The sequence below is a fragment of the Oceanococcus sp. HetDA_MAG_MS8 genome (genome assembly GCA_019192445.1).
Taxonomy (GTDB): domain Bacteria; phylum Pseudomonadota; class Gammaproteobacteria; order Nevskiales; family Oceanococcaceae; genus MS8.
In genome coordinates this window covers 472,246-486,320 of sequence record JAHCMK010000002.1, presented here as the reverse complement: position 1 = coordinate 486,320, position 14,075 = coordinate 472,246, and the positions used below count along the sequence as shown (strand labels likewise).

Annotated in this window: 13 protein-coding genes; 8 read left to right on the top strand and 5 right to left on the bottom strand. The window is 61.6% G+C overall.

Annotated elements, in window-relative coordinates:
- Window positions 1–62 precede the first annotated feature (62 nt).
- Window positions 63–1,097 (bottom strand): homocysteine S-methyltransferase family protein, encoded by a 1,035-nt coding sequence (locus tag KI787_05040; GenBank protein ID MBV6629304.1) that lies wholly within the window; start codon window positions 1,095–1,097, stop codon window positions 63–65.
- Window positions 1,098–1,263: 166 nt separating this feature from the next.
- Here KI787_05040 and KI787_05035 point away from each other — a divergent pair, with 166 nt between their 5' ends.
- Together KI787_05035 and KI787_05030 are read left to right on the top strand one after the other, a co-directional pair.
- Window positions 1,264–1,437: a rubredoxin gene (locus KI787_05035; protein MBV6629303.1), complete on the top strand. Its 174-nt coding sequence runs from the start codon at window positions 1,264–1,266 to the stop codon at window positions 1,435–1,437.
- On the top strand, window positions 1,434–2,585 hold the full coding sequence (locus tag KI787_05030; protein MBV6629302.1) for an FAD-dependent oxidoreductase: 1,152 nt from the start codon (window positions 1,434–1,436) through the stop codon (window positions 2,583–2,585). Before KI787_05035 ends, KI787_05030 begins: the two co-directional genes overlap by 4 nt.
- Before the next feature lie 66 nt (window positions 2,586–2,651).
- Here the strand turns inward: KI787_05030 and KI787_05025 are convergent, their stop codons facing one another.
- The 4 genes from KI787_05025 to KI787_05010 form a co-directional block, all read right to left on the bottom strand.
- Window positions 2,652–3,743 (bottom strand): efflux RND transporter periplasmic adaptor subunit, encoded by a 1,092-nt coding sequence (locus tag KI787_05025; protein ID MBV6629301.1) that lies wholly within the window; start codon window positions 3,741–3,743, stop codon window positions 2,652–2,654.
- Window positions 3,744–3,745: 2 nt separating this feature from the next.
- Window positions 3,746–6,838 (bottom strand): efflux RND transporter permease subunit, encoded by a 3,093-nt coding sequence (locus KI787_05020; protein MBV6629300.1) that lies wholly within the window; start codon window positions 6,836–6,838, stop codon window positions 3,746–3,748.
- A 222-nt stretch (window positions 6,839–7,060) separates the two neighbouring features.
- Window positions 7,061–7,396, bottom strand: coding sequence for a cytochrome c (locus KI787_05015; GenBank protein MBV6629299.1), 336 nt, complete (start codon window positions 7,394–7,396; stop codon window positions 7,061–7,063).
- 17 nt (window positions 7,397–7,413) lie between these two features.
- Complete coding sequence (locus tag KI787_05010) at window positions 7,414–7,731, bottom strand: cytochrome c (GenBank protein MBV6629298.1); 318 nt, start codon at window positions 7,729–7,731, stop codon at window positions 7,414–7,416.
- A gap of 77 nt (window positions 7,732–7,808) precedes the next feature.
- Between KI787_05010 and KI787_05005 the strand changes: the two genes are divergently transcribed.
- From KI787_05005 to KI787_04980, 6 genes are all read left to right on the top strand, one after another.
- The gene (locus KI787_05005) at window positions 7,809–9,389 is read left to right on the top strand and encodes a Ppx/GppA family phosphatase (GenBank protein MBV6629297.1); all 1,581 of its coding nucleotides are present in this window, start codon (window positions 7,809–7,811) and stop codon (window positions 9,387–9,389) included.
- A 72-nt stretch (window positions 9,390–9,461) separates the two neighbouring features.
- Window positions 9,462–10,037, top strand: a complete 576-nt coding sequence (locus KI787_05000) for a hypothetical protein (protein MBV6629296.1) — start codon at window positions 9,462–9,464, stop codon at window positions 10,035–10,037.
- A 22-nt stretch (window positions 10,038–10,059) separates the two neighbouring features.
- Window positions 10,060–10,806 (top strand): bifunctional demethylmenaquinone methyltransferase/2-methoxy-6-polyprenyl-1,4-benzoquinol methylase UbiE, encoded by a 747-nt coding sequence (gene ubiE, locus KI787_04995; protein MBV6629295.1) that lies wholly within the window; start codon window positions 10,060–10,062, stop codon window positions 10,804–10,806.
- On the top strand, window positions 10,803–11,393 hold the full coding sequence (locus KI787_04990) for a hypothetical protein (protein ID MBV6629294.1): 591 nt from the start codon (window positions 10,803–10,805) through the stop codon (window positions 11,391–11,393). Before ubiE ends, KI787_04990 begins: the two co-directional genes overlap by 4 nt.
- Window positions 11,394–13,025 carry a ubiquinone biosynthesis regulatory protein kinase UbiB gene (ubiB, locus tag KI787_04985; protein MBV6629293.1) on the top strand — a complete coding sequence of 544 codons (1,632 nt, stop codon included), beginning with the start codon at window positions 11,394–11,396 and terminating at the stop codon, window positions 13,023–13,025.
- 89 nt (window positions 13,026–13,114) lie between these two features.
- Complete coding sequence (locus tag KI787_04980) at window positions 13,115–13,990, top strand: DMT family transporter (GenBank protein ID MBV6629292.1); 876 nt, start codon at window positions 13,115–13,117, stop codon at window positions 13,988–13,990.
- Window positions 13,991–14,075: the final 85 nt, after the last annotated feature.

Below are 14,075 nucleotides of genomic sequence, written 5' to 3'. Positions count from 1 at the left end.
GTAGCGGACTTTCTCTACCCCAATCTGCGCCAATCTGCGTCAATCTGCGGCTCATCTTCGCTCTAGGCAGCTACGACAAAGGGCTCAAGGCCGGACAGGCGCATGGCTGGAGGGAGCTGGGGGCGTTGGCGGGGAGGGCAGTCGGCGACGGCAGCGGCGATGGCGCGGATATGGTCTGGCGAGGTGCCGCAGCACCCGCCCACGATGTTCAGCAGGCCGGCTTGGGCCCATTCGCGGATCTGGGCCGCCATTTCCTCGGGGCCAAGGTCGTACTCGCCGAACTCATTCGGCAGTCCGGCATTGGGGTGCGCTGAGACATAGGCTTCGGAAATCCGCGACAGCTCGGACACATAAGCGCGCAGCTTATCTGGCCCCAAAGCACAGTTCAGGCCGAAGCTCAGCGGCTTTGCATGACGCAGCGAGTTATAAAAGGCTTCCGTGGTTTGCCCAGTGAGGGTGCGCCCCGAGTCATCGGTGATGGTGCCGGAGATCATCACCGGCAGACGTGCATGACTGCCGAAGTAATCCTCCACCGCATAGACGGCGGCTTTAGCGTTGAGCGTGTCGAAAATGGTTTCGATGAGAATCAGGTCCGCGCCGCCCTTGATCAGCCCGGCTAAAGCCTCGGTGTAGCTTTGCACCAGCTCGGCAAAGCTCACATTGCGCTTACCGGGGTCGTTCACGTCTGGTGAAATCGATGCGGTGCGGTTGGTAGGGCCGAGCACGCCAGCCACGAAGCGCGGCTTGTCCGGGGTCGCCACGGCATCGCAGGCTTCACGCGCCAGCCGCGCTGAGGCCTCATTCAGCGCGGTCACCTGCTCCTCCATAGCGTAATCCGCCTGAGCAATGGAGGTGGAGTTAAAGGTGTTAGTCTCCACAATGTCCGCACCCGCCTGCAGGTAGGTGGTGTGAATATCGCGGATGAGGTCTGGCTGCGTTAAGGACAGCAGATCGTTGTTGCCCTTGAGGTCGGAAGGCCAGTCGGCAAACTCCTTGCCGCGATAATCGGCCTCGCTCAGGTTGTGCTCCTGAATTTGGGTGCCCATGGCCCCATCCAGTATCAAAATGCGTTGCGCGAGGGTTTCGTTGAGGGACATATGACGGACTCCATCCGTGTATCCGGATATGCGGATGATACCTTGTGTGAGAACACTCCGCAGGTGCTCCGGCTATACTTTGCCAGCGGCTGATGACATGGTTGCTCAATGCCTTCCATCTCGGCCATGCTGCAAATCAATTCCCCTCCCTATAAAGGAGCGCATCATGAGTGGTCAGCGCAAGTGGCGTTGTTTGGTCTGTGACTTCGTTTACGAAGAAGCCCTGGGTATGCCAGACGAAGGTATTCCGCCGGGTACAGCATGGGACGACGTTCCCGATGATTGGACCTGCCCCGATTGTGGCGCTCCGAAGTCCGACTTTGAAATGGTTGAGATTTGAGCGGCCTGGTCATTGTCGGCACCGGCCATGCTGGCCTCACGCTGGCACGTGAGTGGCGCAAACTAGACGCCGACACGCCGCTCACCCTCATTACAGCGGACGACGGTGCGGCCTACTATAAGCCCAACCTGTCAAAGTCGCTCACCGCGAATAAGTCGGCCGATGAGTTGGTGATGGCGGCGCCAGACAAGGTCGCCGCGGATTACCAAGCCACGCTGCGTACCCAGGTGCGTATCCGCAGCATCGACCCGGCTGCGCACACGCTGTTTTTGGATGATGGCTCCGAGTTGTCTTACAGCCAATTGGTCTTGGCCAATGGTGCATCCTGCCGCGAACTGCCTCTAGAGGGTGATGCTGTAGACGCCGTGCTGCACGTCAACAACCGCCTGGACTACGCCCGCTTTCGTGAGCAGCTTCCCGGCGGCGGACATGTGCTAATTATTGGCGCCGGGCTCATTGGCTGCGAGTACGCCAACGATTTGCTGGCGAGCAGCCATCGGGTGACTTTGATCGACCCGCTCCAGCATCCGCTGGGCACCTTGCTCCCCGAGCAGCCCGCGCAAGATCTACAAGCGGCCCTGGAAAAGGCCGGAGCCCGCTTTCATTTTGGGCGCACCGTGGCGAGCGTGTCGCGCGACGATGACGGCTTCACCGTGCGTTTGGATAATGGCCAAGAGCTGCATACCGATCTGGTGCTTTCGGCCGTGGGCTTGGTGCCCAACACGGCTCCCGCGCAAGCCGCAGGCCTGGACTGTGGACGCGGTATTCGCGTGAACCGCATGCTGCAAACCTCAGCCAACGATATCTACGCACTCGGTGATGTGGCTGAAGTGTGCGGCCATGTACTGCCGTATATCTTGCCGATCACCCAGTGCGCACGCGCCTTGGCCAAAACTTTGGCCGGCGAAGCCACTCCCGTGAGCTGGCCGGTGATGCCGGTCATCGTCAAGACGCCGGTTCTGCCCACCATTGTGTGTGCACCCCCGCGAGATGCCGAGGGCGACTGGGAATTGGAAGGCGAGGCGCCCAACCGGGTTGCGCGGTACAAGGCCCAAAGTGGCGAAACCTTAGGCTTTGTGCTTACCGGCACCGCCACCAAAGAGCGCGGCAAACTGGCTGCTGAAACACAGCCTTTGGAGCTGAGCTAAGCAAGCGCTGCAATGGGCTCAGGTAAGCAGGCTGCGCATGCGCCGGCCCCTTGCCTGAGCCCAGGCTTAGCCAGCGTCTGCGCCGCGAGTTTGGCTTAGTCTTTCGGCGGCCAGATCGCGCAGAATGCTGACCTCCTGGCCGGGTTGTAAGCGCTCCACGCCGCGAGTCGCGACCCGCTGACCCGCCTTCAGTTGTCCTTCAACCTCCAGCCAATCGCCACGCCCTTGGCCGATACGCACACTAACCCATTCGGCCTGGCTCTCAGCGTTGATTCGGACCACGCGGTGGCCCTCCCGACGCAGCACTACGGCATCACGAGGCACCAGCAGGCGTGTTTGCTGAGCTTGGGCCGGAAGGACCACCGTCACCAGTTCTTGGGCAGCCCAGCGCTGAGCGGGCTGCGCGGGAATGTCCGCCAGCAGGGTGAATGTTTGAGATTCGCGGTCTGCACTGGGAATTAAGGCCCGCACAATAGCGGGGCTTTGCTTGTTGAGACTGTGGACTTGTAACTGATCTCCGCTGCGCAGAGCGGCCATCCAGCTCAACGGCAACAGGGCGCGCAGTTCCCACTGCTCGGTGCCAATGAAGTCGCCCAGTGCCGTTCCGGCCTGCACTTCTTCGCCCTGCTGCACCAAACGCGTACTCATCACGCCGGCATAGGGAGCGGCAATGCGCATTCGCGCGATGCGGTCATCCAGCTGCGCAATCTGGGCGCGGGTAATGGCCTGGTCGGCGCGCGCCAAATCACGCTGCTCCCGTAAGTCATCCAGCTCTGTTAACGACACCAAGTCGCGCCCCTGCAGGGCTTGTATGCGCTCTATCCGCCGCTCCGCTTGCTGCACGCTGACCGCATTGCGGCGAAGCCTAGCCTCGAGTTCTTGGCGGTCTAACTGCAATGGCGTGGCATCCAGCTCTACCAACAGCTCACCCGCGGCTACCCGACTGCCAGGCTCGGCAATGGACAGCACTTGTCCGCCCTGTGCGGCAGTCAGGCGCAGGCTATTGCGAGGCTGGATGTAGCCCGATTGGTTCCGCGGTGTGGTTTGATCCTGGGCCGCACGCACCGCATCGACCACCACAGGGGCCGCGCCGGGTTGTGCCGCGGCGGAAAATGCCAGTAGTGCCGAAACACCAAGCGCAATCAAAGAGTATTTCAAGCCTAGGCTCCTTCCGGCTTAAGCTGGGCGCCGGTGGCGACATGGGCCTGAGCGGCTCCAAGCCGCAGCAGGCTGGGAAGTAGTAGCAAGGTGAACAAGGCCGAGACGAACAGCCCGCCCACAATAATGGTGGCCAAGCCCCGATAAATCTCCGCGCCAGTACCGGGCATGAGCATCAGGGGCAACATGCCGAACAAGCTGGTAGTGGTGCTCATGAAAATGGGGCGAGCTCGCTCTCGCACCGCCTGACGAACCGCATCTGTGCGTGCCAGTCCAGCCAGTTCACCAGTGCGCGTGCGGTCGACCAATAAGATGGCGTTGTTCACCACCAAGCCCAGCAAAATCACAAAGCCGCTCATGGTCAGCAAATCCATGGACTGATAGCTGAAGAGGTTGAATAGGCTCAGGGCGACAACACCGCCGGCACAGGCCAAAGGCATCACCGACACCACCATGAGAGCGTCGCGCAAAGAGCGATACATGGCGGTGAGGATCAGCAGCAAAATCATCAAAGCCCAGAGCAGGTTCATGCCCATGGCGCGCAAAGCCTCATCTAGTCCATCCGCGCTGCCTTGGTAGCGTACGCGGCCTGTGCCGTCTAAGACCTCCAGCACGGCCGGCTCCACCTCGCTACGCAGCAGGGCAATCAAATCTTCCAAGGTGCGGTCTTCGGGCGGGAAGATGCGCAGGCTGAGGGTGCGCTCCCCATCAACCCGCAGCAGCTCGCTGGGGCCAACACTGCGTTCTAAGCTGGCCAGGGCGCCGAGTTGTTGCACGCCCGCGCCAGGCGTGGCGATGGGCATGGCAGCCAGTGTTTCCGGGTCTGGCCAGGTTTCACCGCGCAACCAAATATTCATACGCCGACTGCCGTCGAAGTATTCGCCCACATACAAACCATCGGTATAAGCGCGCACAGCATTGCCTAGAGCGCGCCGGCTTAAACCTGCCTGTGCCAGGCGCATAGCATCGGGAATGATGCGAAGTTCCGGCTCGGCCAGGTCTAGCTCCGGCCTCGGCTGCACGGGCACACCGGGTAGTACCTCCTGCAGTTTGGCCTGGGCTACGCGGGCGGCAGCAATAAGGGTGTCCAGGTCGGCACCTTGAATAGCCAGTTCAATCTGGCGATTGCCACCCCCGCTGAAGTTGAGTAATGAGCCGGGCACCACAAAGGCGCGGGTGTCAGGAAGGCCCACCAAAATATCCTCACGCATGGCCTGCATCATGGCATCGGCCTCCTGAGGATCGGCCGGGTACAAGGCCATACCGGTCCAGGCCCGGTTCCACGAAGAGAGGTTGTAGTACGCCACTTTCGGCGTTTTCTCGCCGCTCATATAGGGCTTAAGGCGCTCCACCACGATGTTGGCTAAATCTTCGCGGACGGCGGCTTTGGAGGCGCCAGGGGGCAAGGAAAAATTCGCCCATACATTGTCTGAACGGGCTTGGGGCAGGTAGTCGGCCGAGGGCAGTAAGGCCCAGGCCAGTCCCGCAGCGCCCACGGTGCACGCGCCAATAATGCCCAGCCGGGTACGTGGGTTCGCCGTGAGGCGCATGGTGAGTTCGGTCAGCCGGTCCCACAGCGGAGCCAAGCGGTCGACCACCTCGCCTTTTTCGCGCAGTGCCCAGTGCGCCATCACCGGCAGTAAGCCCAAAGCCGTAAGTAAAGAGGCCACCACGGCGACCGACAGGGTTAAGGCTAAGTCGGCGAAGAGTTGGCCTTCGGGCCCGGTCATAAACAAGATGGGGAGGAAGATTGCAATACTGGTAGCCGTGGAGGCCAGCAGTGCAGGGGCCACTTCGGTGGCGCCATCGCGCGCGGCGGTAGTCCAATCGGCGCCGCCCTGGCGCAGGCGCACAATGTTCTCCAGCACGATAATCGCCGCATCCAAAACCAGGCCTACGGCAAAGGCCAGCCCCGCCAGAGAAATCACATTCAGGCTGCGCCCGGTGACTTGTAGGGCAATGAAGGCGCTGAATAAGCACACTGGAATGGCCAAACCGACCAAGACGGTCGCCCGCCAATGGCGCAAAAAGGCGAACAAAACCAGGGTGGCGAGCAGACTGCCCAGCACGAGGTTGCCTTGCACCAGATTGATGGCCCTGCGGATATGAATGGAGGCGTCGTAGCTCAGCTCAATGGCCAAACCCTCCTGCGCCAAAGGCCCGGCATTGATCTCATCAATGACCTTATTCACCTCGTCCAAAATGGCGATGGTGTTGGAGCCGCTTTCTCGTGCCAGGGTGAGGTAATAAGCGGGAAAGCCATTGCGCAGTGTGAAACCCTGCGCCTCCTGGCGTTGGATACTGATGCGGGCAATATCGCCCAGCCGAATGGCGCGGCCCTCGCGGTAGGCCACCACCAGCTCACCCAGCTGCTCCACACTGACTTGCCCCAACATGCGCACGGTGTATTGGCGCCGGCCCACATCGGCAAAGCCGCCGGAGACATCCACCGCAGAATTTACGGCAGCAACCACTTGGTCTAGGGGAATGCCCAGGGCCGCGGTGCGCAGGCTATCCAGCCGTACATCCACTTCTTCCGGTCGCTCGCTTTCCAGGCGCACCTGAGCGACTCCAGGAATCCGCGCCAGAAGCGGCTCTACCTCGCGTTCAATCATGGGGTGAAAGTCGGCCGGGTCACGGGCGTCATCGGCATCGAGCGTGCGAATGAGCAAGGAGGCCGCGTTACCGCCGGAGAAGTCATCGCCACCCATGCGCACCCAAGGCCCTTCCGCGTCGTCGGGCAGCGGTGGCACCTGTTGCAGGCGGTTAATCACATCTAGGTAGGCGCGTTGCATATCGGCGCCCATGGCAAATTGCAGGTTGAGCCCGCCATTGCCTTGGCGAATATTGCTTTGAATGCGCTCCAGGCCAGGAATGGTGGCTAGCACACGTTCCTGCTGCTCGATGATGACCGACTCCATGTCGGCGGGAGCGGCCCCGCGCCAGTTGGTCCACACCCCAATTTCTGGCTCTTCGATGGGCGGCAACAGCTGGATGGGCAGCTGCAACAGGCTGACGCCACCTGCGACCAGCAACAACAGTGTAAGCACCACGGTGGCGGCAGGGTTGGCAAAGGCCAGCCGAGTAAAATTCATGACTGTGCTCCCCCGTCCCGGCCCCAGGTCGCCGGCCACGTAAATAGCTTGCAGCGCGGTAAATCCGCGCTATAAAGATAGCGTTGTCGACCCAAATGGCGCGCGAAAGTTCCCGCAGAGGCTGTGGCGTAGGCCAGGCTGGCTTTCGCAGCGTGCACAAAAAACGCGGGCGGCCCCAGTGGCGCCGCCCGCGTGATATCAATCAGTCCCTGGGACCAAATCTTATTCGGCGTTGTATTCCGGAACGTACAGCGGGCCGTCTTGGCCTGCGTAATAAGCGGCGAGGTCTTTGATGTCCTGGTCGCTTAAGTTGGCCGCTTGGCCGCTCATGATGGCGTTCTTACGACCGCCTTCCCGGTATTGCTTCAGCGCTTGCACCAAGTAGGTGTAGTGCTGCCCTGCCAGGTTGGGGAAGGTCGGGGTCATGCTCACGCCTTCGGCGCCATGGCAAGCCGCGCAGGTTGCCGATTTGGCTTTTCCAGCTTCGGCATCACCAGCGGCCAGAGCCGACATGGGGGCCATTGCGGCAACGACTAGCAGTTGGGCAAAGAGTTTCATCCAATCAGCTCCAGTAATTATTGCGCGGGGCGCGGGGCTTGGCTGATGTAGGCAGCCAGGTCGGCGATGTCTTCATCGGTCAGGCTGCCGGCCAAGGCACGCATGGTGGGGTGACTGCGCTCGCCGCTGCGGTACGCCTTCAGCGCCGCCTCCAAGTACGCCGCATGTTGACCGCCGAGTTTGGGCACATCGTAGGTCGGATAAGCGTTGGAGTAGCTCGGGATGCCATGGCAGCCCATGCAGGTATCAAACTTCACTTTGCCTGCTTCGGCGTCGCCGGCGAAAGCAGGGGTGATGGCGCAGCTCGCCATCAAAACGAGAGCAGCAGCTCGCATCTGTACAGCCTGTATTGGGAAAATCCCTAGAATTTTCGCAACCTTGGGCCAATCTCGTCAACGCGGGGTGTTCTTGTATGGACCAAGGTCGTTATATTCCGCCCATGCAAGACAACACAGCGAGTGCGCGCCCAGAGGGTTCGCCATTGACCTTAGCCGCCGTGGATCTGGGCTCAAACTCTTTTCACATGGTGGTCATGCGCCAATCTGATGCGGGGCTACAGGTGGTGGATCGCGTGCGCGAGCCTGTGCGTCTCGCCGCAGGACTGCGCTCCGATAAATCATTAACCTCTGAGACTCGCGAGCGCGCCCTGGAGTGTTTGCGCCGTTTTGGCAGTGTGCTGCGCGGAATTCCTCTGGAACAAAGCCGCGTGCTGGGCACAAATACCCTGCGCAGATTGGGCTCATCGTCGAAGTTTTTGCGCGAAGCCGAAGCGGCTTTGGGCCGTCCCTTAGAAGTGATTTCCGGAGTGGAGGAAGCCCGCCTGATCTACGGCGGCGTGACGCATGGGCTGGGTAGCCCCGACGAACGCCGGTTGGTGATGGATATTGGTGGTGGCAGCACCGAGCTGATTGTGGGCACCGGAAGCCGGCCGCAGCTGATGGAAAGCGTGCACATGGGCTGCGTGTCTTTCACCCAAAAGTATTTTGCCGACGGCAAAATCAGTCCCCGCCGCTTGCAGCGCGCCCGACTGGCCGCCGCCGCCGAGGTAGAGTTTTTGGAAGGGGTTTATCGCCAAGCCGGCTGGGATGTGGCTATGGGCGCCTCCGGCAGCGTGCGTTCGGTATGGCGGGTGGCCAGTGAACTGGGCTTCAGCCAAGACCACCTCAGCCGCGAAGGCTTGGAGGCGGTGGCCGCGGAGTTAGCCAAGGTCAAACACATCGACAAAATCCGCTATGAAGGTTTGCGCGAAGATCGACGGGCGGTCTTCGCAGGCTCTTTTGCGGTGTTGGCTGGGTTATTTGATGCCCTAGGCCTGGAGCAGCTGGAAATATCGGATCGGGCCCTGCGTGAGGGCATCATCTACGACTTGCTCGGCCGCCTGAGTGATGACGATGTGCGCGAGCAGTCGGTGCGTCAGCTCTGTGAGCGGTTTACCGTTGGTGCCGCTCAAGCGGGCCGCGTGTGGGGAGTGGTTCAGCACCTGTTTGCAGCCGCAGCGCCGGATTGGGATTTAGATGCCACCCGCGACCTGCTCTACCTGCGCTGGGCGTCTAGCCTGCACGAGCTGGGTCTTGCGATTTCCCATGCGGGCTTTCATAAGCATGGCGCGTACGTGTTGGCCAAGGCCGACATGCATGGTTTTTCCCGGCGTGACCAATGGCTATTGGCATCCTTGGTGCGGCTACACCGGGGCCGGTTGGCGCGGGAGGTTACTGCGGATTTACCGCCCCCCTGGGACCAGCGCCTACTGAAACTGGCCGTACTGCTCCGCCTAGCGGTGTTGCTCTGCCGCGCGCGCCAAGATGCTCCCGGCCCTGAGGACGTGAAGTTAATGGCGCAAGAGCAGCAAGTGCACCTGCGCCTGAGCCCGCATTGGTTGCGCACCCACCCATTAGTGGCCGCCGACCTAGAAGCCGAGGCCGAGCGCTGGCTAAAAGCGGGCTGGTCTTTGCAATGGGATGCCCCCGACAGCACAAGCGAATCACCGCCTTAGCCACCGAGGCGCGTTAGACTGAGGGCCTGCGGCGCTTATGCGCCAGAGTGCCGGCTGAAGGAAATCTGTTGCATGTTGCGTACATTGCTCGCAGCCGCGATTGCGGCTACTGCGGTTTTTGTTTGGGGATTTTTGTACTGGGCAGTGCTGCCCATAGGTGAGTCTGCGGTGCGCGGCGCACCCAATGGCACAGCCCTGCAGCAGTCTTTGGATCAGCTGCTGCCCGAATCTGGCAGCTATGTGGTGCCGTTTAGCGATAACCCCGATTCCGATACGGCTTATCACAAGGCCCATAGCCAAGGCCCTTTGGCTTTGGTGCACTTCCGCAAGGCCGGGGCTGAGCCCATGGCGCCCGGAGTGCTCTTGCGCGGCTGGATTCATGGCTTTGTATCCATGCTGGTCATGGCCTTGGTGCTGGTGCTCAGTGTGAGCTCCCAAGGTTTTGCCGCCCGCTTCATCGTGGCCTTCGGCGCCGGTGTGGCCGGTAGCGTGTTCTCGCGCCTGGGCGAGCCGGTATGGTGGTATCAACCCTGGAGCTACGCCAGTACCCAATTCACCTATGAGATTGTGGCTTGGCTGTTGGGCGCCATAGTGCTGGCCCTGATGATTCGTCCACGAGTGGCTCGGCCCTCTCCAACCCAGCTGTAATGGCCGCCTAGAGGTTGCTGCGATGAGCGAACGTAAGACCACCCACTTCGGGTATCAAGATGTGTCCTGGGAGGACAAGCCCAAGAAGGTGGAAAAAGTCTTCCACTCGGTGGCCAGCCGGTATGACGTGATGAACGACCTCATGTCTATGGGGATTCACCGGGCCTGGAAGCGGTTTGCCATTGACTTGGCCGCCGTGCAACCCACCGACTCGGTGCTGGACTTGGCCTGCGGCACTGGCGATTTGGCCCTGGCCATGGCGCCCAAACTTGGTCCCCAGGGCCGATTGGTGATGTCGGACTACAACGGCAGCATGCTCAGCCTGGGCCGGGACCGCATGCTAGATGCGGGCCATACCCGCAGCGTATGCGCCCAAGGCGACGCCGAATGCTTGCCCTTTGCCGACAACAGTTTTGATTTGGTCACCATTTCTTTTGGTCTGCGCAATGTGCGCGATAAAGATGCGGCCCTGCGCTCCATCTTCCGCGTGCTGCGCCCAGGCGGGCGGCTGTTGGTGCTGGAGTTTTCCAAGCCCCGCTTTGGCTGGCTGAACAAGCTCTACGACCTCTATTCCTTCAATGTATTGCCGCGCATGGGTGAGTTGGTGGCCAACGATGCCGAAAGCTACCAATACCTGGCGGAATCCATTCGCAAACACCCCGACCAAGACACGCTCAAAAAGATGTTCGCCGAGGCCGGCTTTGTCCGTAACCAGGTCTACAACCTCAGCGGCGGCATCGTAGCCCTGCATCGAGGCTTTAAGTTGTGACGCCCCCGGCTGTGCTGCTTGGCGCCGCCGAGCAAATGCTCAATCGGGCTTTGGCAGCCGACCCCCATAGCCTGCGGCGGCTGGCCGCCTTGCGCGGCTCTTTGCATTTGCGCCACAGCGACTGGGGTTGGGAGCTGGGTGTGATTCCGGTGGCGCAAGGCCTGCTTCTGAGTGAGCCTGAAGAGGCTCCCAGAGCCAAAGTGTCGCTGAGTAACCAGGCCATCATGGCCTTGCTGCGCAACCCCAGTGCCGGGCGCGCTGTGGCCGGTATGCAAATCGAGGGAGATGCCGGCTTCTTGCAGGAAATAGCCGATATCGTGCAGGGATTAGAACTAGATCTTGCGGGTTTACTAGAGCCCTGGCTGGGTACCAGTGCGGCGCCGGCCGCCGTGGGTTTGCAGCGTTTGGGCGCCTTCGTAAAGCGCGGTCTGCAGCAACTGGAAACGCAAACAGTGGAGTTCTTATCCGAGGAATCTCGTGATGTGGTGCCCCTGTTGGAACTCGAGGACTGGATGCAGCAAGTGGATGACCTGGCCATGGATGTGGACCGCCTGCAGGCGCGCTTGCAACGACTGGAGCGCCGCTAAATGAGCAAAGCACTCAGCCAAAGCTGGCGCTTATGGCGCATTTGGCGCGTCATTCGCCGTCATGGCCTGGACCAACTCTGGGGCTGGCGCGAAGGCAAAGCTTTTGAGCAGCCTCTAGGTGCTCGCTTGCGTGTGGCTCTGGAAGAACTCGGCCCAGTGTTCATTAAGTTTGGCCAGGCGCTGTCTACCCGGCCTGACCTGCTCCCGCCCGAGTTGGCCTCGGAGCTGGCCAAACTCCAGGACGCCGTCACGCCTTTTGCGGGCGAGGCCGCGGTGGAGTTAGTGGAGAAAGAGCTGGGCAAGCCCATCACTGAGCTGTTTGCCGAGTTCGATCCCGAGCCCATGGCTGCGGCCTCAGTGGCGCAGGTGCATACCGCCAAGTTGTATGGCGATGATGGCCAGCCCGGCATGGATGTGGTGGTCAAAGTGTTGCGCCCCGGCATTCATGAGCGCGTGGCCCGCGATGTGGCTCTGCTGCACTTTCTAGCGGCCATCGCCGAGCGCGTTCTGGGCGACCTGGCTCAACGCCTGCGCCCCCGCGAGGTGGTTAGCGAATACGAAAAGGTCATCACCGACGAGCTAGACCTGGTGCGGGAAGCTGCCAATGCCAGCCAGCTACGGCGCAACTGGTTGGGCTCCGAACTGATTTACCACCCGCTGGTGGTCTGGGAGCTCACCCGGCCTTCAGTGTTCGTGATGGAGCGGCTCTATGGCCTGCCCGTGGACGAGGTGCAAACCCTGCGCGACAAGGGCGTGAACTTTGAAGTGCTGGCCGAGCACGGCGTGGAGATTTTCTTCACCCAAACCTTTGTGCACAACTTCTTCCACGCCGACATGCACCCCGGCAATGTGTATGTGGACCCCTCCAATCCCGAGCACCCTCGCTACCTGGCTCTGGATTTCGGCATTGTGGGCTCGCTCACCCCCGACGACCAGCGCTACTTGGCCGAAAACTTCCTGGCCTTTTTCAACCAGGATTACAAGCGCGTGGCCGAGCTGCATATTCAGTCGGGCTGGGTGCCCGCGCATACCCGCCTGGATGAGTTTGAGGGTGCCATTCGCTCCGTCTGCGAGCCCATTTTCGACAAGCCGCTCAAAGACATTTCCTTCGGCCTGGTGCTGATGCGGCTGTTTGCCGTGGCCCGCCGTTACGACATGCGCGTGCAGCCCCAACTGGTGCTGCTGCAGAAAACCCTGCTCAACATCGAAGGCCTTGGCCGCCAGCTCTACCCCGAGCTGGATCTGATGAAAACCGCCAAACCCATTCTGGAACGCTGGATGCGCGAGCGGCTGTCGCCGCGTTATGCCTTCGAGCGCCTGCGGCCCCAAATTCCGGCCTTGTTTGATGCCCTGCCTAACCTCGCCACGCGCCTGGCGCAATACCCGGCGATGGCTAGCCAGCAAACGGCGGATGACCAATCCGGCGCTGGCTCGCTCCCGGCCGACTGGCGCCGCGAACAGCAACGCAACCGCTGGTGGATGCTGGGCTGTGCCGGCCTCATCGCCGCGGCTATCAGCCTAGGTTTGGATAACGTCGCCCCAGAGCGCTGGGCTGGCTGGCCCGCTGCGGCTTGGATCTTCGGCGGCATGGGCGTCTGGGGCTTGTGGCGGGCTCGGCCGCAGCGTAAGTAGCCAACGCCGCCAAGCCTGCCTAGGCCCTCTGCGATGTTTGAGGCCAGCAGCGCCTCCCCCTGCCCAAAAGCATTGCCGCTTTAACCCTCATGAGTTCCCAGCAAGCTGTCTCCACCCCTCGCGCCTACGCCATCATGCATGTGTGCGTGCTGCTGTGGGGCGTCACCGCGATTCTGGGCGCCTTGATCAGCCTGCCCGCTCTGGTATTGGTGGCCTGGCGGCTGAGCATCGTGTTACTCCTGCTGGCCCTTTGGCCAGCTACCTGGCGCGGCCTGCAAGCCATGCGCCCGGCGCTGCGCTGGCGCGCCGCATTGGCTGGGGTATTCGTGGCCCTGCATTGGTGGACCTTTTACGCCTCCATCAAACTCAGCAGTGCCTCGGTCACCGTCGCCTGTTTGGCCACCACCCCCGTGTTTGTGTCCTGGCTGGAGCCGCTGATTGTGCGCCGCCCCTTCGCCCGCCGCGAACTGCTCCTGGGCGTGGCCGCCGTACCCGCCGTCTGGCTGGTCATGGGCGGCACCCCGCCCAGCATGAACCTGGGCATTGCCGTGGGCATTCTCTCGGCCCTGCTCGTAGCCATCTTCGCCGCCCTGAACAAAACCCTGGCCCGCGAAGCTCCGCCCTTCGCCCTCACCGCCGTCGAATTCACCGCCGGCCTGGGCATTCTGCTACTGGGCCTGCTCATCCTCCGCCCGGATCATCTCTGGCCCACCCCCCAAGACTGGCTCTGGCTCATCATCCTCAGCGCCGGCTGCACGCTGGCCCCCTTCGCCATGGCCTTCGTCGCCCTGCGCACCTTATCGGCCTGGAGCGCCCAACTCATCGTCAACCTCGAGCCGGTCTACGCCATCATCCTCGCCGCCTTGCTGCTCGGCGAAGGCGAGGCCTTACAGCCTGGCTTCTATGCGGGTGTAGTGATGTTGCTGGGGCTCACGTATTGGGCTTCGCGTGGAGCTGGGCGCTGAGGCGATACATGGACCTAACTGACTTGGCCCTCGCCTCAGCTCTAGTTTCCTGGTGGGCGCACTAGGAGTACCGTTACAACGCCTG